23 protein-coding genes and 3 pseudogenes are annotated in these 26,813 nt (G+C 68.3%); 9 read left to right on the top strand and 17 right to left on the bottom strand.

The window, feature by feature from the left end:
- Complete coding sequence (locus QLQ12_RS39450) at nucleotides 1–972, top strand: helix-turn-helix transcriptional regulator (RefSeq protein WP_282766095.1); 972 nt, start codon at nucleotides 1–3, stop codon at nucleotides 970–972.
- Here QLQ12_RS39450 and QLQ12_RS39445 read toward each other — a convergent pair.
- Together QLQ12_RS39445 and QLQ12_RS39440 are read right to left on the bottom strand one after the other, a co-directional pair.
- Nucleotides 963–3,920 (bottom strand): NACHT domain-containing protein, encoded by a 2,958-nt coding sequence (locus tag QLQ12_RS39445; RefSeq protein WP_282766094.1) that lies wholly within the window; start codon nucleotides 3,918–3,920, stop codon nucleotides 963–965. The genes QLQ12_RS39450 and QLQ12_RS39445 overlap by 10 nt on opposite strands.
- A gap of 160 nt (nucleotides 3,921–4,080) precedes the next feature.
- Nucleotides 4,081–5,853, bottom strand: a complete 1,773-nt coding sequence (locus tag QLQ12_RS39440; RefSeq protein WP_282766171.1) for a cellulase family glycosylhydrolase — start codon at nucleotides 5,851–5,853, stop codon at nucleotides 4,081–4,083.
- 925 nt (nucleotides 5,854–6,778) lie between these two features.
- Here QLQ12_RS39440 and QLQ12_RS39435 point away from each other — a divergent pair.
- Nucleotides 6,779–7,876 (top strand): hypothetical protein, encoded by a 1,098-nt coding sequence (locus QLQ12_RS39435; RefSeq protein ID WP_282766092.1) that lies wholly within the window; start codon nucleotides 6,779–6,781, stop codon nucleotides 7,874–7,876.
- Between the two features lie 113 nt (nucleotides 7,877–7,989).
- Nucleotides 7,990–8,619 (top strand): hypothetical protein, encoded by a 630-nt coding sequence (locus QLQ12_RS39430; RefSeq protein WP_282766091.1) that lies wholly within the window; start codon nucleotides 7,990–7,992, stop codon nucleotides 8,617–8,619.
- 544 nt (nucleotides 8,620–9,163) lie between these two features.
- On the opposite strand, the gene QLQ12_RS39425 is transcribed toward QLQ12_RS39430, so the two are convergent.
- From QLQ12_RS39425 to QLQ12_RS39415, 3 genes are all read right to left on the bottom strand, one after another.
- Nucleotides 9,164–9,355 carry a hypothetical protein gene (locus QLQ12_RS39425; protein WP_282766089.1) on the bottom strand — a complete coding sequence of 64 codons (192 nt, stop codon included), beginning with the start codon at nucleotides 9,353–9,355 and terminating at the stop codon, nucleotides 9,164–9,166.
- Nucleotides 9,356–9,762: 407 nt separating this feature from the next.
- Nucleotides 9,763–11,727 (bottom strand): cellulase family glycosylhydrolase, encoded by a 1,965-nt coding sequence (locus tag QLQ12_RS39420; RefSeq protein ID WP_407651686.1) that lies wholly within the window; start codon nucleotides 11,725–11,727, stop codon nucleotides 9,763–9,765.
- A 1,268-nt stretch (nucleotides 11,728–12,995) separates the two neighbouring features.
- Nucleotides 12,996–14,780 (bottom strand): recombinase family protein, encoded by a 1,785-nt coding sequence (locus QLQ12_RS39415; RefSeq protein ID WP_282766169.1) that lies wholly within the window; start codon nucleotides 14,778–14,780, stop codon nucleotides 12,996–12,998.
- 496 nt (nucleotides 14,781–15,276) lie between these two features.
- Between QLQ12_RS39415 and QLQ12_RS39410 the strand changes: the two genes are divergently transcribed.
- Nucleotides 15,277–15,930: a class I SAM-dependent methyltransferase gene (locus QLQ12_RS39410; RefSeq protein ID WP_282766088.1), complete on the top strand. Its 654-nt coding sequence runs from the start codon at nucleotides 15,277–15,279 to the stop codon at nucleotides 15,928–15,930.
- On the opposite strand, the gene QLQ12_RS39405 is transcribed toward QLQ12_RS39410, so the two are convergent.
- From QLQ12_RS39405 to QLQ12_RS39370, 8 genes and pseudogenes are all read right to left on the bottom strand, one after another.
- On the bottom strand, nucleotides 15,921–16,499 hold the full coding sequence (locus QLQ12_RS39405) for a hypothetical protein (RefSeq protein ID WP_282766086.1): 579 nt from the start codon (nucleotides 16,497–16,499) through the stop codon (nucleotides 15,921–15,923). The two genes, QLQ12_RS39410 and QLQ12_RS39405, sit on opposite strands and share 10 nt — an antisense overlap.
- Nucleotides 16,496–16,747 (bottom strand): hypothetical protein, encoded by a 252-nt coding sequence (locus QLQ12_RS39400; protein WP_282766085.1) that lies wholly within the window; start codon nucleotides 16,745–16,747, stop codon nucleotides 16,496–16,498. The genes QLQ12_RS39405 and QLQ12_RS39400 overlap by 4 nt, the downstream gene beginning before the upstream one ends.
- 220 nt (nucleotides 16,748–16,967) lie before the next feature.
- On the bottom strand, nucleotides 16,968–17,873 hold the full coding sequence (locus QLQ12_RS39395; protein ID WP_282766084.1) for an aminoglycoside phosphotransferase family protein: 906 nt from the start codon (nucleotides 17,871–17,873) through the stop codon (nucleotides 16,968–16,970).
- Between the two features lie 127 nt (nucleotides 17,874–18,000).
- Nucleotides 18,001–18,336, bottom strand: a complete 336-nt coding sequence (locus QLQ12_RS39390) for a recombinase family protein (protein WP_282766083.1) — start codon at nucleotides 18,334–18,336, stop codon at nucleotides 18,001–18,003.
- Nucleotides 18,337–18,354: 18 nt separating this feature from the next.
- Nucleotides 18,355–18,567 carry a recombinase family protein gene (locus tag QLQ12_RS39385; RefSeq protein WP_282766082.1) on the bottom strand — a complete coding sequence of 71 codons (213 nt, stop codon included), beginning with the start codon at nucleotides 18,565–18,567 and terminating at the stop codon, nucleotides 18,355–18,357.
- Between the two features lie 730 nt (nucleotides 18,568–19,297).
- Nucleotides 19,298–19,615 (bottom strand): annotated as a pseudogene (locus QLQ12_RS39380) (ATP-binding protein); the annotation flags it as partial.
- A gap of 226 nt (nucleotides 19,616–19,841) precedes the next feature.
- Nucleotides 19,842–20,339 (bottom strand): transposase, encoded by a 498-nt coding sequence (locus QLQ12_RS39375; protein WP_282766081.1) that lies wholly within the window; start codon nucleotides 20,337–20,339, stop codon nucleotides 19,842–19,844.
- Nucleotides 20,275–20,658, bottom strand: coding sequence for a helix-turn-helix domain-containing protein (locus QLQ12_RS39370; protein ID WP_282766173.1), 384 nt, complete (start codon nucleotides 20,656–20,658; stop codon nucleotides 20,275–20,277). Before QLQ12_RS39370 ends, QLQ12_RS39375 begins: the two co-directional genes overlap by 65 nt.
- Nucleotides 20,659–21,013: 355 nt before the next feature.
- On the opposite strand from QLQ12_RS39370, the gene QLQ12_RS39365 reads away from it, so the two are divergent.
- The gene (locus tag QLQ12_RS39365; protein WP_282766080.1) at nucleotides 21,014–22,195 is read left to right on the top strand and encodes a monooxygenase; all 1,182 of its coding nucleotides are present in this window, start codon (nucleotides 21,014–21,016) and stop codon (nucleotides 22,193–22,195) included.
- 219 nt (nucleotides 22,196–22,414) lie between these two features.
- Here the strand turns inward: QLQ12_RS39365 and QLQ12_RS39360 are convergent, their stop codons facing one another.
- Nucleotides 22,415–22,645: a response regulator gene (locus QLQ12_RS39360; protein WP_282766078.1), complete on the bottom strand. Its 231-nt coding sequence runs from the start codon at nucleotides 22,643–22,645 to the stop codon at nucleotides 22,415–22,417.
- Nucleotides 22,646–22,742: 97 nt separating this feature from the next.
- A pseudogene (locus QLQ12_RS46940) lies at nucleotides 22,743–23,126 on the bottom strand (ATP-binding protein); the annotation flags it as partial.
- On the opposite strand from QLQ12_RS46940, the gene QLQ12_RS39355 reads away from it, so the two are divergent.
- Nucleotides 23,104–23,361, top strand: coding sequence for a hypothetical protein (locus QLQ12_RS39355; protein WP_282766076.1), 258 nt, complete (start codon nucleotides 23,104–23,106; stop codon nucleotides 23,359–23,361). The pseudogene QLQ12_RS46940 and the gene QLQ12_RS39355 sit on opposite strands and share 23 nt — an antisense overlap.
- 89 nt (nucleotides 23,362–23,450) lie before the next feature.
- Nucleotides 23,451–23,849: a hypothetical protein gene (locus QLQ12_RS39350; RefSeq protein WP_282766075.1), complete on the top strand. Its 399-nt coding sequence runs from the start codon at nucleotides 23,451–23,453 to the stop codon at nucleotides 23,847–23,849.
- A 237-nt stretch (nucleotides 23,850–24,086) separates the two neighbouring features.
- Here the strand turns inward: QLQ12_RS39350 and QLQ12_RS39345 are convergent, their stop codons facing one another.
- Nucleotides 24,087–24,662 carry a hypothetical protein gene (locus tag QLQ12_RS39345; protein WP_282766074.1) on the bottom strand — a complete coding sequence of 192 codons (576 nt, stop codon included), beginning with the start codon at nucleotides 24,660–24,662 and terminating at the stop codon, nucleotides 24,087–24,089.
- 230 nt (nucleotides 24,663–24,892) lie between these two features.
- Nucleotides 24,893–25,081: a hypothetical protein gene (locus QLQ12_RS39340; protein ID WP_282766072.1), complete on the bottom strand. Its 189-nt coding sequence runs from the start codon at nucleotides 25,079–25,081 to the stop codon at nucleotides 24,893–24,895.
- Nucleotides 25,082–25,463: 382 nt separating this feature from the next.
- On the opposite strand from QLQ12_RS39340, the gene QLQ12_RS39335 reads away from it, so the two are divergent.
- Both QLQ12_RS39335 and QLQ12_RS39330 read left to right on the top strand, forming a co-directional pair.
- Nucleotides 25,464–25,919, top strand: coding sequence for a hypothetical protein (locus tag QLQ12_RS39335; protein WP_282766070.1), 456 nt, complete (start codon nucleotides 25,464–25,466; stop codon nucleotides 25,917–25,919).
- Nucleotides 25,920–26,085: 166 nt separating this feature from the next.
- Nucleotides 26,086–26,813 (top strand): annotated as a pseudogene (locus QLQ12_RS39330) (hypothetical protein); the annotation flags it as partial.

Raw genomic sequence — 26,813 nt, 5'->3', positions numbered from 1 at the left:
ATGCGTGCGAGCCGTCTGTTGTCCGTGGTCCTGCTGCTTCAGGACCGTGGGCGGCTGACCGCGCAGCAGCTCGCCGAGTCACTCGGCGTCTCGGTGCGGACCGTCTACCGCGACATCGAAGCACTGGCGGCGGCGGGCGTGCCGGTCTACGCCGAACTGGGGGCGGGCGGCGGATATCAGCTGGTCGACGGGTACCGGACCAGGCTGACCGGGCTCACCCCGCAGGAGGCCGGGACGATCTTCCTGGCCGGGATGCCGGAGGCCGCGGCCGAACTCGGGCTGGGTGCGGTCCTGACCACGGCCGAGTTGAAGCTGCGGGCGGCGCTGCCGGCCCGGTTGAGCCGGCACGTCGACGAGATCCGCGACCGGTTCCACCTCGATCCGGCGGGATGGTTCCGGGAGACCGAGTCGCATCCGCATCTGGCGGCCCTCGCCGGGGCGGTGTGGAACCGGCGGCGGGCCCGCATGCGTTACCTGCGGTGGCGGCAGCCGCGCGAGGTGGAGCGGGAGATCTCGCCGCTCGGCATCGTGCTCAAGGCCGGAGTCTGGTATTTCGTGGCGCAGGTCGAGGCCGACATCCGGACCTATCGGGTGGCCACGATCCTGGATCTGACGGTGCTGGACGAGACCTTCGAGCGACCGGAGGGCTTCGATCTGGCGGCGAGCTGGGCGCGGTGGGCGGCCGACTTCGAACGACGCCTGCACCGCGACGAGGCCACGGTGCGGCTCTCGCCCGCCGGGATCGAGCGGATCCCGTACCTGATGACGCGGGCTATGGCCCGCAACGTCCGCGACGGTCTCGGCGAACCCGGCCCGGACGGCTGGACCACGGTGACCCTGCCGGTCGAGTCGGTGAAACACGCCCACGCCGACTTCCTGCGCCTCGGCGCCGACGTCGAGGTCCTCGAACCAGCCGAACTACGCGAGATGATGCGGTCCAGCGTGGCCGCGATGGCCCGCTTCTACTCCTGATCGGTGCGTTGCAGCTCGGCCAGCACCTCGGCGGCCTTTTCGTCGCCGTCCTCGGCCCGCGGACGCAGGATCGCGATCGCCTCGTCGATCTCACCCTGTCTGGCCAGCAACTCCGCCAGCAGGAGGGCCACCCCGGAGTCCCGCACGTCGGTCAAGGCGTGCAGCAACGCGATCGCCGTGCCGGTCTCTCCCCGGTCGGCGAGGACGCGGGCCGCCCCCCGGGCGGCCGCGCCGTCACCCGCGATCGCCAGGGGCATCAACTCGGTCACGTCGCCGGCCAGGACAAGCAGGTCCGCCCGCCGAGCCGACGCGGAAGCGACCCCCTTCGCCGCGAGCGTGCGCAGCCCGTCCAGGTTCTTCCGCTCGAAAAGGTGTCGGGACAGACGGTCGCCGGCATAAGGGTCGCCGGTCGTCGCCGCGGTCCAGAGTTCACTGATCCGGTCCTGGCGCACGTAAAGGTCGGCCAACTGTGCCGAGGCGAGTCCGTCGCCGCCGTGTGCCAGGCCGCGCAGGATCGCGACCGCGCCGTCGATGTCGCCGGCCTCCCGCCGGAGATCGGCCAGGCGGCGTCCCACGGCCCAGTCCCCGTCCATGCCTTCCAGGAGGGCTATCGCGTCGTCCCGGCGACCGGCGGCGACATGGAGATCGGCCAGGTGCAGAGCCGCGGACGGATCGCCGTCGGCCACCGCTGCCAGCAGGCCGTCGGCGTCCCCGTGCTCGGCCATCAGGGCGAGCACACGCGCGTGGGCGGCAGGGTCGCCGGCCGCGGCCCGCTCGCGCAACTCGCCGAGATCTCCCCGGGCCACGAGCCGGTCGGCCAGTGCCCGGGAGGCGGAGACGTCCCCACGGTCGGCCCGGTCGCGGAGCTGGTCGAGCCGGCCGAGCTCGACCAGCAGACCGGCGAGGCGGTCGGCCGACCGGACGTCCGCGCGACCGGCCCGGGCCAGGACCTCGACAGCCAGGGCGGTCTCGCCCCGCTCGACGAGGTCCTCCGCCAGCGTCCGGACAGCCGGGATATTGCCCGCCCCGGCCCGGATCTCCAGGTCGTCCCGGCGGACCGAGCCGGCGAGGCGGTCCTGGAGCAGGACGTGCCGGAACTGGTAGACGGCGCCCGGCCGGCGGAGCACCCCTCGCCGATGGGCGTCGGCCAGAAAGGACGTCAAGCGCCACGGCAGCCGGCCCCGCACGGCGAGCCGCACGTGGGTCAGGCGGTATCGCACCCGGGACCAGCCGCCACCGCAGAGCGCCGCGGTCGAACCGTAGAGCGCGGCGGCGGTGCCGCCGACCAGCGCGGGCGGGCTGCCCACCGCCGTCGCGACGGCCGCGAACACGGCGCCGGAGACGATCGTGTGCGCGATGGGCCGGGGATGCACGGTGTCCTTTCGCCACGCGAACCAGGCTGCGAGCAGCGCCCCGCAGATCAACCCGCCGATCAGGGCCGCCGTCCAGCGCGTCGTGATGAAGCCGGTCAGGACGCCGCTCAGGAAACCGGTCCGGAACGGGTGAGGGTGGCCGTCGCCGACCGGGCTGAACTCGGTCGGCGGATGGTCCGCCGGCCACAGGCGTCGCAGCCGGCCCGAAGCCGCGACCGCCACGATGAGGGCGGCCGTGACCGCGGCCCAGTGCACGACCAGGCCGGCGACGGCAGCGAGCGTCCCGGCGAGCAGGGCGGCGATGAGCGCGGCGACGATCACGACACTGCGCCGGGCGCGGTCCGGCCGGGCCGTCAGCATCCCCGGGTCGAACTGCCACCACCGCAGGTCCCGGGTACCCGCCGTGTACAGGTGATAGGCCAGGCAACTCAGCCAGCGTCGTTGCTTCGCGCCGGGATAGGCGGCGGTGAGGAAGGCGTCCATCAACCGCCCGGCGATCACCGGCCGGCTCTGGAGGGTCAGCAGTTCCGCGGGGCTCGTCCCGGGGGACTGATATGCGGTCCGGGCCAGGGACACCATCAACGGCGTCGACAGGGTACGGACCAGCGGATCCGCCCGGTCGGCGCGGCGCAGGCGGGCGAAGACCGGCTCCCAGCGGTCGCGGGCCGACTCCGGATAGGACAGGTACGCGACGGCGGCGTCCGCGGTGACCGGCGCCAGTTCGACGACCGCCGCGGTCGTCAGGATGTGCCCGGCCTTCTCGTACTCCCGGACGCGGCAGGTCACCACCAGCGGCCGTCCGGCCGACGCGTACTCGTCGAGTGCCCGCAGCGCCGAGCCGATCGCCGGGGTGGGCAACTCGTCCAGTCCGTCCAGCAGCGGCAGCACCCGGTTCTGCTCGACCAGGCGTCGGGCCACCGCGAGCGGATCACCGTGCCGGGCGAGGGCGGCCCGCTGGTCCTCGGCGAGCCGGCGGGCCAGGAAGTCCTCGATCGGGTCGGCCGGATGCCAGCCGTTGACCGAGATCAGCACCGGCAGCGGCTCGCCGTCGGCCCGAGTGCGGATCAGGCCGAGGGTGAGCAGCAGGGCGAATACGCTCTTGCCCGCGCCGGGCTCGCCGAGCACGACCAACTGGCGGCGTGGCAGTCCGCGGAACGCGGCGACGATCTCGGTGTTGAGGGTGTCGGTCGCGCCGCTGAGGGGGAAGTCCTGCCAGCCACCGGCCGACGGGTCGCCGAGCACGGCCGGCCGGCCGGCGGCGAGCCGGCCGGTGGACGACCAGTGGACCAGGACGGGCGCGGGCCGGGTCACCTCCCGGCGGACCGCCTCCCGGGCCCAGACCCTCTCGATCGGGGCGAGCAGGTCGGTGACCACGTCGTCGGGTTTCGTGGCGACGGTGGCCCGGCGGCGGGCCACCTCGATCCACAGTGACCCGCCGACCAGCAGGGCGACGGCCGTCCACACCGCCCACGGCCACCACGTCCAGGAGTCGGGCGGGTCGATCGCGTTGGTGGCCATGTTGCCGGTGAGCGCGACGGCGACGCCGGCCAGGAATGTCGTGGTCGGCGACGGCACGCGGCTTGCCCGACGGAATGCGATGACCCAAATTAACTCCCCGCCCGGTCCCGCGTTCGGTGTCGTACCCGGCTGTCAGATTTCTGCCATGCCGACCGGCAGCGATCGCCGCGGTCGTGCGGTGACCGGCGGCCACCGGTCACCGCACGAGTTCCACCGGTCAGGAGAGGGTGCAGGTGATCGGAGACGGCGTGGTGGCGGCGCCGTTGCCGACCAAGCCGAACGTCGTGGACGCGCCCGGGGCGAGGGCGCCGTTGTGCGCGGCGTTGCGGACGGTCACCGCCGGAGCGGCCTGCACACCGTTCCAGAGCGAGCCGACAGTGGTACCGGCCGGATAGGTCCAGTTCACCGTCCATGCCGTACCCGCGGTGGCGCCGGTGTTCTTGACCGTCACCTCGGCCTGGAATCCGCCGGCCCAGGGGGTGAGGGTGCGGTAGGTGGCGGTGCATCCCTGGTCGCCGCCTCCCCCACCGGCGGTGGTCGTCACGCTGCGGCCGGCCGAGGGGGCGGAGACGTTGCCGGCCGCGTCGCGGGCGCGGACGCTGAAGGTGTACGCCGTGGACGCCGCCAGCCCGGTGGCGGTGTAGGTGGTCGCCGACACGGTGGCCACGACGGTCCCGTTGCGGAGCACGTCATACCCGGTGACGCCCACATTGTCGGTGGACGCCGTCCAGGTCAGGGTGGCGCTGTTGGCGGTGACGCCGCTCGCGGCGGGCTGGCCGGGAACGGTCGGCGCCTTGGTGTCGCCGTCGCCGCCGCCGGAGTCGTACCGCTGGCCGAGGCTGATGCCGGTGGTGCTGCCGACACCGCCGAGCGGCACCTGGTGGTCGAGCCCGACGAAACGGCCGTCGTGCTGCCACAGCGCCGGCTTGAGCAGGGCGTACTTCTGCTCGTCCCAGGTCTTCCAGTCGTCGAGCAGCAGCCCGCCGGTGTCGCCGGAGTTGGGATTGAGGACCCAGAACGTCTGGTGCAGCTTGTTCTCGACGATCAGGTCGCGCAGCGCGGTCATCCAGCGGTCCTGGCGCTCGTCCTGGCCCAGCCGGCCACCCCACTCGCCGATCAGCAGCGGCGCGGTGCCGTTCTCGTGCAGGTAGAACCAATTGGGGCGCCACACGTCGTCGGTGAGGCTGGCCTTGTCGAACGGTTTGTCGAACCACGGCTGGTTGAAGACGAGCGGGCCGTAGTCGTGCGGCGAGTAGACGAGCTGGTCCTGGTGGGCGCCCAGGTTGATGGGCTGGTCCCTGGCGCCGCGCAGATTGCCGCCCCACCAGTTGTAGTAGTAGTTCGGCGACAGGTCGGGGTCGGTGTTCGGGGAGTTCCAGGTCTCGCCCTCGCGCGGGTGGACCTCGTTGCCCTCGACCAGGATCAGCACCTCGGGGTTGATGGCCAGGATCCGTCGGGCGGCGGTCTCGGCGGTGTGCTTCCAGTTGTCGACGTCGGTGGAGTTGTCCCACTTGGCGCGCGGGCTCTGGTTGGGTGTCCCGTGCGGCTCGTTCTTCAGGTCGAAGGCGACGACCGTGTCATTGGTCTTCCAGCGCGCCGCCGCCCATTCCCAGCCCTGGTAGAACAGCTCCGGGGTGATCGCGCCCTTGTACCAGACCGGCGGGATGTGGCCGGCGTTGTCCGCCTCGGCGGAGTGCACGTCGAGCAGCACCTTGATGCCGTACCGCTCGCACAGTTCCAGCCAGAACTCGAAGATCTCCAGGCTGTCCATGCCTTCGAGTTCCGGGTTGGCGTAGGTGTTCACGTTCGGCGCGGTGGCTTGCCCGTTCTTCCACTCCAGCAGCAGTTGGGTGGAGATCGGCACGCGGACGAGGTTGATGCCGCGGTCCGCCATCGACTTGGTGATCTGGGTGATGTTGGCCGACCACAGGCCGTGGAAGACGCGTTCCGAGGCGTTGAAACCGAACCAGTTGGTGCCCGTCAGGCGCACCAAACCATGCCGTCTATCGACCTCAAGCTAAGCAGATGCCCGCACACCCAGGCACAGCGGAGCCTAGTCCTGCATGAGGTCCGCCCTTGTCGCCTCGGTGAACGATTACGCATGGCTCACCACCCGCCGCTCGGCATCCTAGGAACCTAACCTGACTGGTCGTGTTGCCGAGTATCCAGATCGTCGTTGCGGTGTGCACCTGATGCGACACGGCTCCAGCGGCCTCAGGACGTTTAGGCCGTAGCCGGTGATGAAGGGGTACCGCCCGCTGGGGCCAGAACATCGCCCCTGTCGACGCGATCAGAACCCTCTCGACGTGCCCGAAGTCAACGACACGGTGGCGACGAGTGCACCTGCGGCTGGAAGCCCTAAAGGGCCGACCACCACAGAGACGAGGGTGGCCCGCCCGGATCCATCGCAACGCGGCCCCGTCGAGCCGGAGCGCATGACGGCCCGGCCCGCCTGAACAACGCCATTGACACTATCGCAGCGCCCGCCTACGCGATTGCCGGGCGCTGCAGGATCCGCCCACTCAGCCACTTTCGTGCCGCAGCACACCGACCCTTCAAGATCGCTCGCCTCATTCAGATCCTGGGCGCCGAGGCACACGCCGGGCTCGACGGGCGACCTAGGTTCGCGGATTTCAGGCTCCCTAGCTGCACTTTTAACATCGATGCCACTCGATTGCAAAATGCGGGCTTGAAGCGGTCATAGCCTATGTGTTGTATTGCTCGGGTCGCGTCGTCAGAAACTTCACCAACGAAGGGACGAATGGATGCACGGGGAGCGACGCTTAGCGAGCATGTTTTTCTCAGCAGTACTAGCGGCCACCATCGGATTAATGGCGAGTCCGGCCTCGGCATCTCCGGGGCCTTCGGACGACAGACCGAGACTGAGCGCACCCGGGCACTCGGATCTGCCGCCCGTGAAACGACCTGCACAACCATCACTCTTCGCCAGTCAGGGGAAGACCTGCTCACCCGCCACCAACAAGTCGTACTCCTGCATCGAGGTGGCGCCTCGCCCCGCCGGCGACATGAGCGCCACGGATATATCAGCAGCCGCTGTCGACTTTCCGGAATACTGCCTGTTGAGTGACGACGGAGTTTCGGTAGCAACCTCGCGGCAAGGCGCATGCCGCATTGTTGGCGTAACGTTCACGACTTACCGGATCCAAAATGGCGCCACGGTGACAACCGGCGTCCTGTATCAGGACGCCTTTCTTCTCACCTACAGCAACCAGAATTCAGACTTCTTCGCATATCAGGTCGGCCTTGCCAGCGTCGGAAGCAGCTGGGGTGACGCGACCAGGGCGACGATGACCGGTACGACGCGGGCGGACGGGCTCTGCGTCACCGCGGGTTCGTCGTTCCCGGTCCAGGCGGTCTACCCGCCGCGCACCATGCGCATCGGCGAGTCGGGCTACACCACGACCGCCACCGCACCGGGAGCATCAGGCATCTGCACCACGTGGTGGGATGTGACCTACACCGTTGCGGGCTACACCCCCGCCAGCATCTCGCTCGGCATGAACGACATCCGCTGCGACAACGCCGTCGGTGGCTACCTGCAGAATCCCGTTCGGGTGGGATGTGTCGTCCCGTGGTACCCGGCCCCGGTCTACTACGACTCCAGCCGCAACCCCACCCTTGCCGACCACGTCCGCCAAGCGCAGGCATCCGGCCTGCCCGGCGGCACGGTCACCGCACCCCTGTACCGCAGCACTGACGCGGCGGTGGAACGCACCAACCGCCGACTCGCCTGCGGAAACCCTCCCAGCATCCCCGGCAAGAACTGCGACGAGTATCCCCTCGCCACCACCTACAACGGATTGTCCGCCGGCGGCAGCCTCCGGTCGTTCCCCGGATGCAACATCAGCGCCCCCTCCGGATCCGGACCCCTCGGAGCGAGCGCATGCATGATCGCCGAAGGTGACAACCACGCTCAGGGCGGCATCATGTCGGGCTTCTACTATTGGGAGCGAGTGCTGGACTGGGATCCTTTCGTAGTCACAGTCCTTTAGAGACGAGTTCGCAGGGCATTTGACGACCTGGCGGCGCGACGCTGCAAGGGCGGCACCGTGACTACGGTGCCGCCCCGTCCGGCTGTACCCGCCACCGCGCAGAAGGGGTTTCGATGGAAAAGACGGCGACCCTGGAGGTTCATGACCGTCTCTTCGCTCTCGCCGACCAGTCCGACATGCGATTCGAGACGGCAGACTGGTCCACCGGGCTGATCGCGCCGATGAACGCCGGTGCCGCGATCCACGCTGGTGTGTACCGCGGGCGCGTCACCGTCACCGCCGTGGCCTCGCGGGAGGAGCCACCGCTCGCTGGCGCCGACCAGTGGGACGACATCGCCGAAGTCAGCGTGAACGCCACCGCCGGAGCACTGCAGGTACATCAACTACAGTACGGCGTGACGGATGCACCGCCTACGCTGCCTGACTTGAGCCTGGACGGGCCAGGCTGGTACCGAGTCCGGGTGTACGCGCACGGCCGCGACGTTCACCACGACGCCTTCGAGGACGACTCCGGAGAGCGATACCGGATCGAATCGTGGCGGCACGCGCCTCTCCCTCCCCTAATCGTCCGGGCGACGTCCCGATGCGGCTACAGCCTCCGCGTTTCCGCACTGACACAGCCTCGGACAACCGCAGATGCGGAGCCGCCCGTCACACAGATCGCGCGCCGGGCGCAACTGCAGACCCGGGCAGCGCTGGAAGACCTTTCGTCACGCCTGCGGCCTGGCTCCGGGAACCAGTAAGTCGCCGCGGCCCCGCTGGCCCAGCGTCGTGCACGGCAATGGGCGGCGAGCGCGATGCTCGCTGCCCGTCCCGCCGTGGACCCAACTGGGCGCAGACGTCAGGCAGCAGGCCTCGCAGCGTGGACGCGATCGCCTCCAACGTCGCCGGAGACCTTCGCTGACGCGTGACCAACGGCGGGTCAACCCGTCGACCTGGCCGGCGAACATCTTGCAGCAGCGTTCTGAGTAGTCGCAGGAGAAGCGCCGCACCGTCAACAAGATCCGATAGAGGTTCCGGCCTGGGGGCGTTTGCGCCGTGCCGGGGTCTTTCGGCAGGGCGGGCGCTACCCGGTCAGCCGACCGGTCGCCTCAGTCAAGGTGCCCGTGGAGATCCGGCAGTAGCCCGGTAGAGCCGGGTCGGCGCCTGTGCCGAGGCAGCGACCACACTCACGACGTATCCGGTGCCAGTCGGGCGCCGGGCGCGTAGTCATGCTGCTGTGCGGTCCGGTAAGGGTCCGCCGATACCTGCGCTGGGGCCGGGCGGATGGCTGCGTTCGGGGTGTGGCTAGTCCCAGAGGGCGCCCTGGGTGACGCGGCGGTGCCAGCGGTCGAGTTTGGCGGTCTGGTCCGCGCGGTTGATTTCGATGAAGCTGTCGCGGCGGGCGACCCACCAGGTGTTGTCGTAGCGGACGAACATGCGGTGCCGGTCGAAGCGGGCCAGCGCGACGGCCTGCCCGTTGGCTTCGTGGGCGCGCATGACGGTGTCGTCGATAGTGCGGGGCGCTCGGGCCGGTGCTGCGTGGCCGGATCGGCAAGAAGGCGGTCGCAGCGTGGGCCGAGTTGGGTGACGAGGTCGCGGTCAAACGCGACATCATCCGCATCGTGGCCGACATCAAGATACTCCCGGTGGGAAAGGCAGCTGAGCCGAAGAATCGTAGCGGCGTCCTTCGACCCACTCGTCGGTTTGTTCGGCGAGTACGGCGCCGATGAGGCGGATGATCGCGGCGGAGGTCAGCGTGCGGGTCAGTTGCGCCGGCCACGAACCCGCCTTGATCCATCGTTCCGACGGCAGGTTGAGCCGCTCGAGCTGCTGAGGACGACCGGGTCGGCGGCCGGCGGGGAGAATCCGCCGCCGGCACACCAGACCTTTCCGGTACGGGTGGGTCAGGACGCGGAGCAGTTCACGGTCGGTGTCGCCGCCGCGCCGGAACCGATCAGGCCGAACGAGGTGCTGGCCCCGGCGGCCAGGGCGCCGTTGTGGGCCACGTTGCGCACGGTCACAGCCGGGGTGCCGAGCACGCCGTTCCACACCGAACCGACGGTGGTTCCGCTCGGATAGGTCCAGTTGACCGACCATCCGGAGCTGGCGGTGGTTCCGGTGTTGCGTACCGTGACCTCGGCCTGGAATCCGCCGGTCCAGGAGCTGATCGTCTTGTAGGTGGCCGAGCAGCCCCGGTCCTCGTCGCCTCCGCCACCTGCGGTGGTGGTGACGGCGCGGCCAGCGGACGCCGCCGAGACGTTGCCGGCGGCATCGCGGGCGCGCACGCTGAAGGTGTACGCCGTGGACGGTGTCAACCCGGTGGCGGCGTAGGTCGTCCCGGAGACCGTGGCCACCACGCTCGCCGCGCCGGAACCAGTGGCTCGCAGCACGTCGTAGCCGGTGACGCCGGTGTTGTCGGTCGACGCCGTCCAGGTGAGCGTGGTGCCGGTGGCGGTCACGTTGCTCGCGGTGGGCTGGCCGGGCGCGGTCGGTGCGGTGGTGTCGCCGCCTTCGCCGCCGTCGCCGTATCGCTGGCCGAGGCTGATGCCGGTGGTGCTGCCCGCGCCGCCGAGCGGCACCTGGTGGTCGAGGCCGACGAACTTGCCGCCGTGCTGCCAGAGGGCCGGCTTGAGGAGCGCGTACTTCTGCTCGTCCCAGGTCTTCCAGTCGTCGAGCAGCAGGCCGCCGGTGTCGCCGGAGTTGGGGTTGAGTACCCAGAACGTCTGGTGCAGGCGGTGCTCGACGATGAGGTCGCGCAGGGCGGTCATCCACTTGTCTTGGCGGGGGTCCTGCCCGAGTCGGCCGCCCCATTCACCGATCAGCAGCGGTGCGGTGCCGTTCTCGTGCAGGTAGAGCCAGTTGGGCCGCCACACGTCGTTGGTCAGCGTCGTCTTGTCGAACGGCTTGTCGAACCACGGCTGGTTGAACACCAGCGGGCCGTAGTCGTGCGGCGAGTAGACGAGTTGGTCCTGATTGGCGCCCAGGTTGATCGGGTGGTCGCGAACGCCGCGCATGTTGCCGCCCCACCAGTTGTAGTAGTAGTTCGGCGACAGGTCGGGGTCGGTGTTCGGCGAGGACCAGGTCTCACCCTCCCGGGGGTAGATCTCCTGGCCCTCGACCAGGACCAGGACGTTCGGGTTGATCGCCAGGATCCGCTTGGCTGCGGTCTCGGCCGTGTGCTTCCAGTTGTCGATGTCGGTGGTGCCGTCCCACTTGGCGCGGGTGGTGTCGTTCGGCGTACCGTGCGGCTCGTTCTTGATGTCCATCGCCACGATCGTGTCGTTGGCCTTGTAACGGTTCGTCACCCACTCCCAGCCTTGGTAGAACAGCTCAGGGGTGATCGCGCCCTTGTACCAGACCGGGTGGATGTGCCCTGAGTTGTCGGCCTCGGCGCTGTGCACGTCGAGCATGACCTTGATGCCGTACTGCTCGCAGAGCTGCAGCCAGAAGTCGAAGATCTGCAGGCTGTTCTTGCCGGCCAGCTCCGGGTTGGCGTACGTGTTGACGTTGACCGTGCCGAAGGTCCCGGCCTTCCACTCCAGCAGAAGCTGAGTGGAGATCGGTACGCGCACGATGTTGATGCCGCGGTTCGCCATCGATCTGGTGATCTCGGTGATGTTGCCTGACCACAAGCCGTGGAAGACCCGCTCCGAGGCGTTGAAGCCAAACCAATTTGTTCCAGTGAGCCAGACTGGATTACCAGCTTCGTCGACGATCTGGTTGCCCTGCACGTGGAGCCAGTCGGACGCTGGCACGGCCGCTGCCGCCCCGGGCGCGGCCACGGCTGGCGCGGTGACGCCGCCGGTCAGCGCCAGGGCAAGCCCGGCAACTGCGGCGGCCAGGCGTCTCCTTGCTTGCCTGTCGAACACGCTCGAACTCCTTCATGGGGGATCGGGGACGAGAATGCGGGAGCGCTCCCACGACATCCTGTAATCTCCCGGACATAAAACACAACCCTCAGCCATCAATGAACGTCGAAGTTCCGAAAAGAGGCCTTCTCCCGGCCCTCTGAGTCCCTGCGTACCCGCCCGCCGGCACGGACCATGGACTGCCGGCGGCGACCACCGACCCGGCAATGACCGGGCAGGTGTTCCTACTGCCGCACAGTGGCGCGCCAGTGACTCTGGCGCCGTGGCTGGTCGCCGACCGGTCCCCGGACTCCGACGGGTACCACCTGTTTCAGGTCGCCGGATCGGAAGCCCACCCCAGCGCAGACTCGGCGCTGCGCCACGCCAACGCGACCGACCCCGGAGGCCCTCCCCTACCGCCACATACGGCAACCTGGAGGGCGCTCGCCCCATTGGGAGCGCTTCCAATTTAACGCTTGTCGATTGATGGGTCTGCGCGTAGCGCGCGCTATGGGGAAGGCGGCTGAATCAGGTCGGCGAGAAGGGTCTCGATGAGGCTCTCCTCGTATGCGGCGACCCCGTTGGCTCCCATGACCTGTTGCAGCGTCGGGCACTAGGGTGTGGGTGGCAGGGCGTCGGCGCGCAGGTGGATGCGGTCGTCGGCGGGTGTGTCGGCCAGGTCGGCCAGGTAGTCCTCGGTGTTCATCCGCCAGGGCAGGGCGGTGGTCACTCCGCTGAGCAGGGCGTTGACGTGCTAGAGGCCGGCCTGGTCGAAGTCGGCGCGCACCAGAATCTGCCAGCCGGTGTCCGCGAGGCGGCGGATGGCGCACCCGGATCAGGGCGGTCAGTGTTTCAAGATTGATCTGGACGGTCTGCCCGGCACGCGGTATGCGGCCGTTGAGGAAGCCCATCGCGGCGGCGCGGTCGGCGGCTGCGGCCGGTGCGGTGACTCGGGCGGTGCCGCTGGTCAGCTCGGGGTCGCCGCGCCGGTCGGCGATGTCGGCGAGCTGACGCCACACTCAGTCGACGTGAAGGCCTCGGACGGTTCCGTGACTCCGAGATCACTCGATCGGACTGGGCGGCCGTCCCGGCATCCGACGTTCCGCCGATGGGCGGCGGTCTATGCCGTTCAAGCGAGGGAACCGCGTTCCCGTCAGCTCGTCACGGATCACACTGGTGGCTACCGACGAAACGTCGGTAACGGTGATCCCCTCGACGCACAATTTCATGGATGCGGTTGTCCTTGATGGTCAACACTCGCAGCACACCGGTGCGGCCCGAATCGGGCGCTACAGTCCACCTCGATCGGGCTGCAGTAGACTCTGCCTTCCCAGAATTGCCACTTCAGGCATGTCGAAGCCAAGGACATGTCCGCACCACCGCCGAACGCCAATAGTTACATCACGCGTGCGATCACCAGCAGTTTTACGCGGAAGGTATAGACGGTTCGGACACGTTAACCCCCACCAAGGTCGTTCACGTTTCGGATGGCCTTGGTGGGGGTTAAATGCTGTCTGCCGCTGATGCGGGATCACCACGCCCGGCAGCGAGAGCTGAACAGCGACCGGCCGGCCGGGGCACCTCTCCCCCGCCGCGGCACCGACCTCCACCAGCGGCTGCCCGAGGTCGGCACCTTGCACCGCGGCGCTCGGCTCGGGTTTCGCCGGGCTGGCACCGGTGTCGAGGGTGATGCTGACCGGCGTGCACATCACCGTGATCTTCTCCTGCCGTAACCGCCCGGCGAACTCGGCAGGTCCGAGCGTTTCAGGCTCGAGGCGGGCGAAGTTGGCGTACTGGATGACGGCCTGCGCGAAGGCGTGGTCTTCGCGCACGTACAGCGTCTTCGCGCGATCGGGCTGCGCGTCGCTGCCACTGGTATAGCCGTGCCGGCAGCGATAGCCGGCCCGGCCGTGCACCCACTGCCCCTCCATCCGGCGCCCGCACAACCCACAGATCAACAGCCCGGTCAGCCGGTAGCGGTGCTGACTGCCGTCGTCCGGGACCTCAAGGGCACTCACCTGCTGAGCTCGTAGGAAATCCGGTTCGCTGACCAACGGCGGATGCACCACCGCTGTGGAGATCACCCACTGGTCCCGGCGGTTCCACCGATGCGACGGCTTACGCCCCGGTGGCCTGCTGTTCTTGTCCCCCGGCCGGGTCTCGTGGTGATCGATGCCCTGCCGGTTCCACACCTGCCGGCCGGTATACCGCGGATTCTCCAGGATCGCCGCGACCGTCCGGACCGTCCACGCGGCGCCGCTGCGATGCGGATTCCGGGCCCGATCATGGGCCGAGGGCGACGCAACACCGTTGGCGTTCAACGTCCGGGCGATCCCCGCCACACTGCAGCCGGCCAGACGCTGCGCGAACATCCACCGCACCGTCGGCGCCGTCTCCGGATCCGGATCCAGACGGTGCAGTCTTCTCCCCCACCGGGCGTGCGCCGCGTTCGGATGCGGACCCGCGTCAACGAGGCGGTAGCCGTACGGCGGCCGCCCACCCAGATGCCGACCTTGATCGCGGGCCTGGGCCAGCATCGCCGCCGTCGTGCGGAACCGCGACCGCAGAATCTCGCGGTGCGACTGATGCCCCAACATCAGCACCAACGCCTGGTGCACCGGATCGTCCGGGTCGATGGGCCCGCCGGCCTCCGGCAGCCACACCTGAATGCCGTGCGCGGCGAAGAACGGCATCAGCTCCTCGAATTGCCCGGCGGAGAAGGCCCGTTCGAACTCTCCGATCACGATCGCGTCGAACCGCCGGTGCGGGTCGGCGATCGCCGCGAGCAGGGCTGCGGCCTGCGGCCGCTGTTCCCAGGGCAGGCTCCGTGAGCAACCGACGTCGAAGAAGCTCGCGACGATCACACCATGGCCGGCGATCAGCCGGGCCGCGCTGTCGTGCTGCCAGGCCCGGGACGACAGGTCGTCCTGATATTCCACGGTCGACATCCGCCCGTAGAACGCGAACCGCAACGAGCCAGTCGGCGGCGGTCCGGTCCGTCCACGCACCCGCGCTGCAGGCGGGCTCACCAACCAGGCGGACAACAGGTCGAGGGCTTCGGCAGGCGGCGTCATCACGATCACCCCATCCGGTCCGGATATCTGTGAGATCCGCCTGGGCCGGCCCCGATGACGCCTCATCGACCAGGATCACCTACCGGAGTGACACTGGTCGTCCCCTCCGAGCCGAATGGCAGCCTCTGTGAACGGGGCGGTGGGCAGCCCGCCGCCAATCAGGATGACCCGTCCGTGTCCGGTCGACTCCCCCCTGCGACCGGGTTAGCAGCCCATCGCGGCTCCCTCTGGCGGCGATGGCGTCGTCAACTCCGCGTTCTCCGGCAGCAACGGTGCGGCGTCGCAGTGGTGGATCCGCCGGCGTTCCCGTCCGGCTCGACCATGGCCGCTGCTCTACATCGCGGTTGTCTCATGCATACACTCCGGCTGGGTAAGGCAACCTGCCGATCGATGGTGGTGAGGCATTCGGCGGCGACATGCGTGTCGAGCGCATCGAGATAGGTCGCCGCGGCGAGAGGTGGCAGTTCCTCAACGATGCTCGACTACCCTGCCGGTCATGAGCGCGGACAACTGGTTGGCCGACACCCGAACCTCCTACGACACGGTCGCCGTCAACTATGCCAACCAAATCCGCGACGCCCTTTCTGAGCTCCAGTACCTACGCGCGGCTCTCACGTTGTTCGCCGACAGTGTCCGCGCTGCGGGCGGCGGCCCAGTAGCGGACATCGGCTGCGGGCCCGGACAGATCACCGCCCATCTGCACGAACTCGGTCTCGACGCCTTCGGTGTCGACCTATCCCCGGGGATGATCGCCGTCGCACAGCGCGACCACCCGCACCTCCGATTCGCGGTGGGCTCGATGACGAACCTGAGCCTCCAGGCCGCCTCACTGGCCGGTCTGCTCGCATGGCAGTCGTTGATTCACATACCCGACGAGGAGGTACCGACCGTCTTCGAGCACTTTCATCGAGTCCTGCGCCCAGGTGGATTGTTGCAACTTCTGTTTCACACGGGCGACAGTTCGCGACTGAAGACCGAAGGCTACGGCGGCCACCCGATGAAGATTTACGTTCACCGTCGCCAGCCGGACAAGGTTGCCGCCTGGCTGCGTGACACCGGTTTCAAGGTCGAGGCCCAGTTCCTGCTCAGCAACCCAGACGGCGAAGTCTCACACGCGGTTCTCTTCGCACGTCGCAAGCCTCACGGGTAGTTCAGAGAAGGGATCGGGACCAGGTGATTGCGCCGGAACCAGCCGATCTGCCCCTCGACCCCGCCTTTCTCGTGGGCGCCCTGTAAACCGGGCTGGCAGTAGAACGCATCGACTGAGAAGTGCGATCGGAACGCCGTCCACCGGATCGTCTCGACCCGCTGCCGGGAGAACCCGAGGACCTGCGCGACTGCGGCCCGCAAGTTGTCGTAGCGGATCTTGCCGGCCGGAACACCTCCGAGGGTCGAGAAGGCGTGGACGTGGCCTTCCAGGAACGCCTCGGTCCCACCTGACGCGAAAATTCTGTGAACGGCCTTGCCGGAAAACGACAGCCTCAGCGCGAACAACATGCAGGTCACCGGCTCGCCGCGCAGGTTGATGGTGACCTCGCCGAAGTCGACCTCTGCTTCCTCGCCCGGGCGGTGGGTCTGCGGGAAGAACACGTTGACCGGACCTCGCCCAGCCTCGACCCGGATCTTCGGCTTGCGGTCGGCGACGTAGCGGCGCACCACCGAGTAGGAGACGCCCTGCATGCCGTGCTCGGCGATCAGCCGGTCGTAGATCCGTGTCACCGTGTGCCGCTGCTTGCGGGGTGCGTCCAGATCCGTGCGCAGATCTCGTCGATGATCGGTTTGAAGTCGTCCAGCTTCGACGCCCGCGGCGGCATCGCCTTGCGCGGCTGGGGCCACGCCGACTGCAATGCCGCGCGGACCGTGCGACGGCTCACCTGATATTTGCCGGCCATCGCTCGCACCGACATACCAGCGCGTGTGTCCCGGCGGATCGCCGCGAACAGATCAACCTTCGACATCGGCAGCATCGGTGAGCCCCGTCCAGACCAGCAGATGCTCCGACCGGCTCGGGTGGGGCCGAAACTGGCGAACATCGAATCCACCCGATCGAGGTGGGACCAGAAACTCGTGAACAAAGACCAGGCCAACCTCCTTCCGGTCACGCTCAGCAACCCGAGATCTGGCAGGCGGGCAACGCAACGATCGCTTGGCTGGCTACCCGGGAGAACTGGTCAGTTCAGGCCGACGTCAAAGGCCCTTCAGGACACGATCAAGTGCCGACCGGCCGAGAGGCCCCCAGTTCGACTTCCCGCCGGGCAGCCCGCGGTCCCCGTTCTGGCCCATTAGCATCAGGAACAGGCACTTCATGACGGCCAGCCCACGCGCCCGCCGGACCGTCGCCTCGTCCACCTGGGCGTATCTGTCAAAAAACCGCGAGGCGCCTCCCTCGGGCAACAGCAGCCAAGCAGCCCCGAGGTCCCACGCCGGATCGCCGGCGAAAAGCGCGCCGAAGTCGATAATCCCCGCCAGCGTGCCATCGGCGACGACGACGTTCGCGGGATGCAGGTCACCGTGCACCCATACCCGTGGTCCCGGCCACTCGGGGGCCGCCGCCGCGTCGTCCCACACGGCCCGGATGTCGTCCTCGGCAAAGCCGACGTCGCCAAGGTCCACGGCCCCCAAAAAGCGCTCGAACCCGTCCTTGGAGTTCTTGGGGTGGGTGCCGAAGTCCGAGGCGCCCGGCGCATCGGCGGGCGCCTCCACGTGCAGCGCCTTGAGGAACGCCGCCAACATGTCAGCCGCGTGGTCTCCGCGGTCGATCGTCGTGTGGTCCAGGGGCGTGCCTTCGACCCATGTCATGACCGTCCACATCTTGGGGAAGCGCTCGGACGGCGTACCGCTGCGCACCGGAGTCGGGATCGGAAGCGGCAGGCGTGAGGCCAGCAGTGGCAGCCAACGCCGCTCCTTGAACTGCAGATCGGGGCTTGTGTCCATCCGCTGCATCCGGACGGCCAAGTCGTCCCCGAGGCGCCACATCTGGTTCCCCCAACCGCCCGCCACCTCGCGGATGGGCAGATCGGCCAGATCCGGATGCTGCTCCCGCAGCAAGTCGCAGACCAGATCTTCGCTGACCTCAACCTCGGACTCAATCACGGCAAGTCACGGTACTTGAGCCTCACGACCTCACCGGCGCGGCGGGGCATCGCGGACAGCGACTGCCCCGCGCAACCCCTCGCCCACACGCCGTGCTCTACCTGATCAAAGACATCCTGCTCCAGCACTAGTAGTGCTTTGTCATGATCCGCGGCTCCCGCAGCGACTCGTCGACCCGGTACCGCTTGCCCTCGTAGACGTATCCCCATCGAGGCTTCCCATCCGTGGGAAGGCCGTCACGTCGACGCTTGTCCTGCGCTTCCTTCCAGCTGTCCGAGATCATGTCGGACTGAAGCTGCGCGATCGACAGCAGCTGGTCGCGCGTGAACCGGCCGATCGTCGTCTTCGGGTCCACATCCTCGGTCGCGGCGCGCACGATGCCGCCGACCTCCTCGACCGCCGCCAGGTGGATCTGCGACTCCTTGAGGTTGCGGCCCCAACGCGACCACTTCCAAAGAATCACGTAGGACCAGCGGCCCTCCTAGACCCCCTGAATGACTTCCTTCACCCGCCGCTTGGCGAAGTAGCGACCCGACTTGTCGATGTCCTGGATCTCCGCGACGATCCTGATGCCCTCGCGCTCCGCCAGCATGTCGATCGTATGGCGCTGCACCTCCGGCGAGATCAGGTCATCGCCGCGGCCGCCGACCTTGGAAACGCGGATGTAGGCGACCCCCGTACGTTCGTCTGCCATGCCCGGCTCCTCCCCCATGATCCAATGTAGCCAGGTTTGGCACGACTGACGCCGGTCAGCCAGACCGGATTGCCGGCGGCGTCGACGATCTTGTTGCCGGAGACGTGCAGCCAGTCGGTGGCCGGGGCCGCGGCGGCAGCGGAGGCGCCGGGTGCGGCGCTCACGGCCGCGGCGGTCCCGCCGGTCACCGCGAGCGCCAGCCCGAGGGCGGCGGCTACGGCCCGGCGTTTGCGTTTGGCGATCACTCGAACTCCAAGGGGAACGGGCAGGATGAGGAACGGGACGCTGGGAGCGCTCCCATCGATAGTATTTAATCTTTCGGAAACGAGAACAACCCTTTGGCGGGCGCCGTCTTTTCACTCACCGCGCCACGGCGCTTCGCGGACTTCCGGGGTACGCGAGGACGGCACCCGCCGCCGGCGGGTCGAACGAGAGTGCCGCCTTACGGATTTCGCACTGTCTGACGCCGGGCTGACCGGCGGGCCCCACGGCGCTAGGCCGACACCCAGACTGTGATCAACAACTTCACCGTCGCCGACGATAGCCACCTGGCTGGTTCACGAGCGCGATACATGGCTGCGGCCCCGCCGCCCCCAGCACCGCGAGTGAAGATATTGACGATGCAGGAGGCCACACCGTCTTCCTCGGGGTAAGCAGAGGACAGTGCTGTCAGCGCTTTCTGAAATTTGACCCTCTGTGGATTCGGGAAAGCTAACCCCCCGACCAGCAGTTACGAGCGTTTGGTGCGTGTTTCCCTGGTGAGGAGTTCTCGCCGGTGGCGGGTTCGGTAGGAGTCGCCGGTGAGGGTGAGGGCCTCGGCGTGGTGGACGAGCCGGTCGATCATCGCGGCGGCGACGATGTCGTCGGCGAAGGTCTCGCCCCAGCGGCCGAACGGCAGGTTCGAGGTGACCATGATCGAGGCTTGTTCATAGCGTGAGGCGGCTTTGATGGCCAGCCCGATGGCCAGGTGGGTCTTGCCGATCCCTGGCGGGCCCAGCAGGAGCACATTCTCGGCCTTGGCGATGAACGTGCCGGTGGCCAGACTGGCCGACTATGCCGCCGAACGGCGAGAGCGGATCATCGCTGGCTGCGCGACAGCGGAGATCTCGATCACGAGACGAAGCTCGCGTGGTCCATGATCGCCCGTTTCCGAACGATCACTGACCCACAGCTCGAGGTGGTCCCGCAGAGTGTCAACGCGGCCCGTAAACCCGCCATCAGGGCCGCGACAGCAGAACAACTCGACCAGGCACGCGCCCTGGGCGGCAGCCGCATCAACGCGGCGAAGACCTCGGATCTGACCGACTCCCGGACAACCTACTTCGCGAAACTGATCCTCGACGACGAAACCGCAGCCGACCAAGCCGCGCTCGTCCACCAGCTATGGCGGCATCCGGCCACCCAGGACGCCCTGCGCCGGATCCCCGCCGACGGCTGGCCGCCGGAATACGCCTAAGTCCGTGGTCGACGCCGCGGACGGCGAGGTTGCCGATGCCGCGTTTCAGGTGGGACCACAACATTTCGACGGGGTTGAGGTCGGGTGCGTAGGCAGGCAGCCGGACCACATGCGGCCAGTCCCGGGCGTCGATCATCTCCCGCATCGCGACGCTGACGTGGATGCTCAGGATGTCCCAGATCAGCACGATCGGCCCGTCGAGTTGTTGCTGGGCGGCGTCGATCAAGCCGATGTAGTCGCGTTCGGTGAAGCTACGCCGCTCGCGTTCGACGGCCCGGTGCGTGGACACCTGCGCCGACCAGCCCACCCGGTACATGATGGTCGTGGCAGCGCAGCGTGTACCGGATCCGGAACCCGCGGGCGATCAGGTCCGCCACCCGCGCCAGGGTCCAGCGCTGATCCTCGGTGAAGCCGTGCGCAGCCGGGCCTTCGTTTAACACCGTAGCCAGCTCACGCAACCGATCCTCATCCAGACGGCACCGGCTGCCCGGTGCGCTCTTCGAGGCGAGGGCCTGCACACCACCTTGCCGCCACCGCTGCCGCCTGCCGTACATCGCGGTCGCCGAAACCCGCAGCCGCCGGGCCACCTCCGCTGGCACACCTTCCTCGAGCCATTGCGCCGCTTGCCGCCGCACCTGGATTGTTCACAATAAATATTTCTTGAAATTGTTGCGCGCATAGGTGGCGCACAGCACTCGTAAGTGCGGCGACCTTGGAGCAGTATTCCCATCATTAGAAAACTATTCCCGTCTATGTATGTCAATCACGTCAACGGTTATCCTGAGCGAAGGGTGGATTTTCTACCTCGCGGAAGGTGCCTGTTGGCTGGCGTTTCCCGCCCGGCATTCGCGCCAGAATGCCACTCGGCATGTATGAACAACCGGCCGGTTCGGCTAGCAGGCCAGTCTCCGTCGCCCGCCGATCCGCGACCCGGCAAGTAATCTCCGGCTGCAGCCCGCAGCAGCCGGTTCCATTCAGGAGGGTAGGCGCATGCACACCACGACTCAATGGCGGCGGCGCGTCGGCGAAGGCTTTACGACATTGCTGGCGATCGTGCTAGCCGCGTCCTGCGCCACGACGCCGACCGGCGAGGAGGTCGGCGATCGAGGCACGGCGGCTGCTCATCCGGCGCCCCACTCGCCGCCCCCCGCACCGCCGCTGCGCGCGGGCGAGAGATTCGCCCAGATCCACATGCCGGAGTCGTACACACCGGCAGCTCCCGCGGGCGGCACGGACGAGTACCGGTGCTTCCTCATCGACCCGAAGCTGACGAGCGACGCGTTTCTCACCGGCAGCCAGTTCCTGCCGCAAAATCTCGACATCGTCCACCACGCCATCTTCTTCCGCATCGACGACACCGCCGTCACTGCGGCCCGTAAGAGAGATACCGCCACACCCGGACCCGGTTGGACCTGTTTCGGCGACGCCGACGTGGGCGACAAAGCAACCTGGGTCGCCAGTTGGGCACCCGGTGGCCAGGAGACCCTGTTGAGTCCGGAAGTCGGCTACCCCATGCCCGCCGGCAGCCAACTCATCATGCAAGTGCACTACAACCTGCTGACCGTCGACCAGAAGGGCAAGTTCAGCGACCAGTCCGGCATCCGACTGCGCCTGACCGAGACGGCCCTGACGCCGCTGCACACCACCCTGCTCCCCGCGCCGGTCGAGCTGCCCTGCACCGCCGCGGAGTCCGGCCCGCTGTGCGACCGTGACGCCGCCGTCACCGATGTCACCCGGCGCTTCGGCGACGGGTCCGCTGAGGCTGCGGCAGGGCTGCTCAAGCTCTGCAGCGGTGGCAAACCATCCCCCAGCAACGAGCAGCACTGCGACCACGTGGTGAAGCAGAGCGGCATGCGGGTCTACGGGCTAGGCGGGCACATGCACCTACTCGGCCGCTCGATCAAGGTCGAACTCAACCCCGGCACCCCGACGGCCCGAACTCTGCTCGACGTTCCCACGTACAACTTCGACGACCAGCGGCTGCGAGTGCAGGACAGCCCGGTAGCGATCAAGGCAGGCGACACCCTGCGAGTGACCTGCACCCATGACGCTGAGTTGCGCCGGCAACTGCCGCAACTGCGGTCTCTGCCGGCCCGCTATGTGATCTGGGGACAGGGCACCGCTGACGAGATGTGCCTGGCCATCCTCGTTGGCACGAAATCCTCAGCCTGAAGCGGCAGATGTACGGACATGCCGGCTTCGACCTCTTACGCCAACGCATCCTGCTCGCATCGGCCGATCAACGTGACCACCTTTTCTGCGCCAGAGCCGTCCTTCTTGACACTCCCACATCAGGCCCGGAACCGCGGATGTCAGCGCTGACGGGACGGTGCCGTTCGCGTTACGGACCCTCATTGCGGGGTGCCTTCCCGGGTCCTCGTTTGCGTAGGGTCACGTTGGCGGCGAGGAGCCGGTTCTGGTGTAGCTGACGGCAAGGCCGCCGGCGGGGTTGCGCCAGCCGAGGTGCTCGGCGACTTGAGCGATGGCAAGCCCTTTGCTGAGTTTGTCGAGAGCTTCCTTGCCGTGCCCAGCGGTCTCGGCCGCGTAGCCGGCTTTGGTGAGAATGGATTCGAGGCTCATGAGCATGGTGGCGGAGTCGTCGACGAGCATCACGGTGGTCATGGCGGGTCACTTCCCTGTTGGCTGGTCGGGCCGCTGTTCCCGGTGAGCAGTGGCAGCACCTGTGTTGCGAGGAAGACATCGGTCGACGCTGGCCGTTGACGTTGACCACAAGGATCGCGCGGTCGGTGCCGGGATCCGGGGACCACGGCATGTCCAGCGCCCGGGCCAGGTCGATCACGGGAACCACCTCGCCGCGCATCACCACGACGTCCTGGTGCAGTACCCGGCCCATGTCGGCAGTGGGGACCCGTACGGTCTCCACCGTGTCCATGCCGACTCCACGGCCGGAGAGTTCCGAAACCTGGTCGGCGGTGGAGAATCCGGGGCGGAAGACCAGGTCGACGGCCTCGGTGTCGGTGAGTGACTCCAACTCCTGCTCGGAGATCAGGCCCTTCACGTACGCCTTGTGTTTGACCCTGTCGGGATCGACGCCGCGACCGTCGTCGGTGACCTCGACGATGACCGCGTCGCCGTCCGCCACGACCGCCACGACCGCCAGGGTCAGTCTCGCCGCCGGTGGCTTGCCCGCCGGGGTGAAGCGCAACCGGCCGGGCTCGCCGATGCCGGTTTCATCGCGGAGCAGCTGGATCGCAAGGTGGATCCAGACAGAGCAGGCGTTCGCGCTGGCCCGGCACCGGCCCGAACTCGGGCTGCACGACTCCGAGGACTTCATCATGGCCCCGATCCCGGCGATGCCCAACGCTCGAATTATCTAAGATCGTATATATAGAGGATCGTGTTTATGCCTGCGCTGTCCGGTTACTGGGGGTCGCGCAACGTTCCCCACGGACATGGAGGTCCGCCGATGACAGTCCACCGGTTCCGGGCAATCGCCCTCACCGCCACCGTGCTGACGACGGGGGCGGTCGGGCTCGCCGCGTCACCCGCCCAGGCACAGGCTGTGCCCTGCGTGCAGAAGATCGCCGTGGTCAACAACGGCGGCTTCGTGATCAACTTCCAGCTGACCACCCGCGATGGACAACTGTCCGCCCCCACCGACAACTACCCGATCAACCAGTGGCGCCTCGTCGACCTGGCCTCTACCCCCTTCACCGAGGGCATCGACGTGCGCCCGCTGGTGCACGCCCAGGCCGGCGACGACGTGCCGGGCAACGTCTTCGTCTCGTACTGCTCGAACGGCCAGACCGCGACCTACACCGCCAGCGGGACGACCCTCGACTACTCGGTCACCCTCCTGACCTGAGCACACACCGGCCGGGACGCGCAGACGTCCCGGCCGGTCCTGCTCACCGCCTACCGGCTCTGACCCACTTTTGGTCGTGGTGGGCGCCGCCGCTGGTGCCCAACTCCTAGATGGCCTCCAGAAACCTGATCCGTGATCGAGACGGCAAGTATCCCGCTCTGTTCGACACCGTGCTCGCCGACACCGAGGATCAACGCGTCGTGCTCAGCGGTGTCCGGATACCCCGCAGGAGCGCGGTCATGGAACGCTGGATCCAAACCTGCCGCCACGAGATACTCGACCGCACCCTGATCTGGAACCAGGCGCACCTGCTCCACGCCCTCCGCGCGTGCGGACGACACCACTATCAGCACCGACCTCACCGGAGCGTCGCCACCGCGCGGCCACGGCGATCCGCCGGATCTCGTCCGCGGCCGCCGGGCCGTCCAGGCGCAGGCTGGACAGCAGGCGCGGCGAGGACGGTGACGCGGAAATCCCATGCGGCAGGGGGTATTTGCAGACCGATACCGAGGTCACGTCACGCAAGGTCGCGACGTCTCCCGGCGGGGTGGGGCGCAGGTCCGGTCCGGTGCTGATCCGGTGGCTGGCCGGGCAGCCGGCGTCGTCGACGCGCACCTGGTGAATGGTGGCGGCGATCCGGTCGCGCCACTGCTTCGGCGCCTGGATGATCACCTCGACGCTGTCCCGCCGCACTGTCGTACGGTCGCCCTCGTGGTCGGTGCCGTCTTCGAACAGAAGTAGGTTTGCCCCTTCCCACTGCGCCAACTGATCTACAACCGGGCTGGGATCCCGGCCCGCACCGAGTTCGCTCACGGACGGCGCGGTGGGGCAGGCGGCTCCCGGCACAGCGCTGAATTCCGCGCCACAGCAGTCGTCCTCCTGGCCGCCTCGGCCAGAGAGCGTTTGCTCGCAACGAACTGGCAAAGGGCGCGACAAAGCCTGTTGGTGCAGGTCCCGTGCCCGTAGCATGCCGACATCATGATCGGCATGGCGAACGGTAGAAGGCCTGGCGTGACGCACGACAACGAAAATGGGCCGGAAGATCAGCCGTCGACAGAGTTCACGTTGCTGCGTCCGTTGTTCGTGTTGACCTCGGAGACGGTCGGGTCCGCCGGCCGGCACCGGACCCCCGGCAAGCCGCGTCCCAGCGGCGACTGGGCCGGGCTGATCGAACCAACCGGCACCGCGCCGATCCGTACCATCCGGGCCTGCTCGGCGGCGGCCACCGGCATGGGTGCAGGTGGCCACGCCACAGATCGCGCACGGCGGAGGACGGCGGCGATCGCGGCGGTCGCGGCCACAGCCGTCGCGGTCGCCGTCGGCCTCGTCATTTTCGGTCCCGACCGTGACCGAAGCGCGCAGAATGCCGTCGATGACAGACCGGACGGCATCGTGGCCGGCGGCCTGGGCACCACGGCGTTCACCCCGCCGAGCGTGGAGCCGGAGCCGCCCGTCACGAACAGCCAGCCGGCCACGACGCCCGTCTCCTCGCGGCCGCCTTCCCCGCGACCGCGCGCGGTCTCACCGTCACCGGCAATCGATACGCTCCGGGCTTCCCCATTCGTGGCGGTGGCCGGCGAGAGCTGCCCACAGAGCGCCGATCGCGGATATCACGTGAGCGGCCAGGCCAGCGACTGGTACCACTCCTCCAGCGGTGGATGGACCGGGGACGGCTGCGGGGGACGCGTCGTGTCCGTGCCGATGAGCGGCTCGCTCACCAAGGACGACCGGGACAACGTCATCGTGTGGTGGTTCCGCACCGGACCTGTCCGTACCGGCAATTGCGTCCTGAGCGTCTATGTGCCGGACACCGGAAACCCGAAGGACGCCGCGGGCAAGCCGGCGCACTACCTGGTCCGTGCCGATGATGACATCGATGCGGGCGTCATCGCGGAGTTCGACGTCGACCAGTCGGCCAACCAGGGTCGCTGGGTCGACGCCGGTCGGTACGGCATCACCTCGGGCGAGATCTCGGTCCAGATGGTGACCCGGGGCATCGACTGGGGCAGCGGACGAGAGGACGACCACCTCGGCGTCTCCGCGCTGCGAGCGGACTGCCGGGCAGGCTGACGCCTGACGAGTTTCCCTCCCAAGGCCACGAGCAAAGAAGGAGCATCCGCTGTACGAGCACACCGCCGCCCCGACGATCCGCCAGCACGGATCGGCGCTCCTGGTCGTCGACGGCGACTCCGAGGCGGATCTCCCGGAGCTGCCACAGCTACCCGGCGAAACCCACGTGACCACGGTCGTGGTGCACACCGCCGAACTGCCTGAGATCCCGGTGTTGCGAGCATTGCTCAACCGCGAGTTGGCACCGGGATGCGCGGCGGTACGGCTCGTGCTGCCAGAGGCCGGCGCACCCGGACCAGACGGCTGGTGTGCGGCCCGGCATCTTGCCGAATCGCTGAATCTGCCCGTGATCGCCCCGGACGGTCCGGTGATCGTCCTACCCGACGCGCTGTTCGTGGCCGGCGGAGACTGGCGGACGTTCCGCCCCGGGGCGGCACCCCTCATCGAGGGACCACGACATCCCGCCCCGGCGTGGCAGCGCACGCTGGCCCGGCCACCGCGGGCGGAGTCGCCGCTGCGGGCGACGCCCATCCCGGCCGGACTCTGGCTGCACAGCACTGACGAGGCTGTCGCGCCCGACGATCCGGCCTTCGCCGTGCCGGTCGATCCCGCCTCGGTGTCCCTGGTCATCGGCCGTCCCGGCGGCCCTGGCCTCGACCCGCGGCGAGTGGTCGAGTACATCCGCCGGCTCGCGCCCACGATCGGCGACGAGCCCACCCTCATTCCGTACGGATCCGGCGGCCGCATCGTCGACGAACTCGCGATGCGGTTGGCGGGCGACGCGGTCGCCTCCGTCCGCGTCGACGCCGGCATGCCCGCGGTCCAGGCGGACGGGGAAGTGGTGCGCGTTGTGGTGGACGCCGCGGGTGGCCCGGCTTGGCGGCCCCCGGCGCA

This window comes from Actinoplanes sandaracinus (genome assembly GCF_030009775.1).
Classification (GTDB): Bacteria; Actinomycetota; Actinomycetes; order Mycobacteriales; family Micromonosporaceae; genus Actinoplanes; species Actinoplanes sandaracinus.
This window is presented reverse-complemented; position numbering and strand designations above follow the sequence as displayed.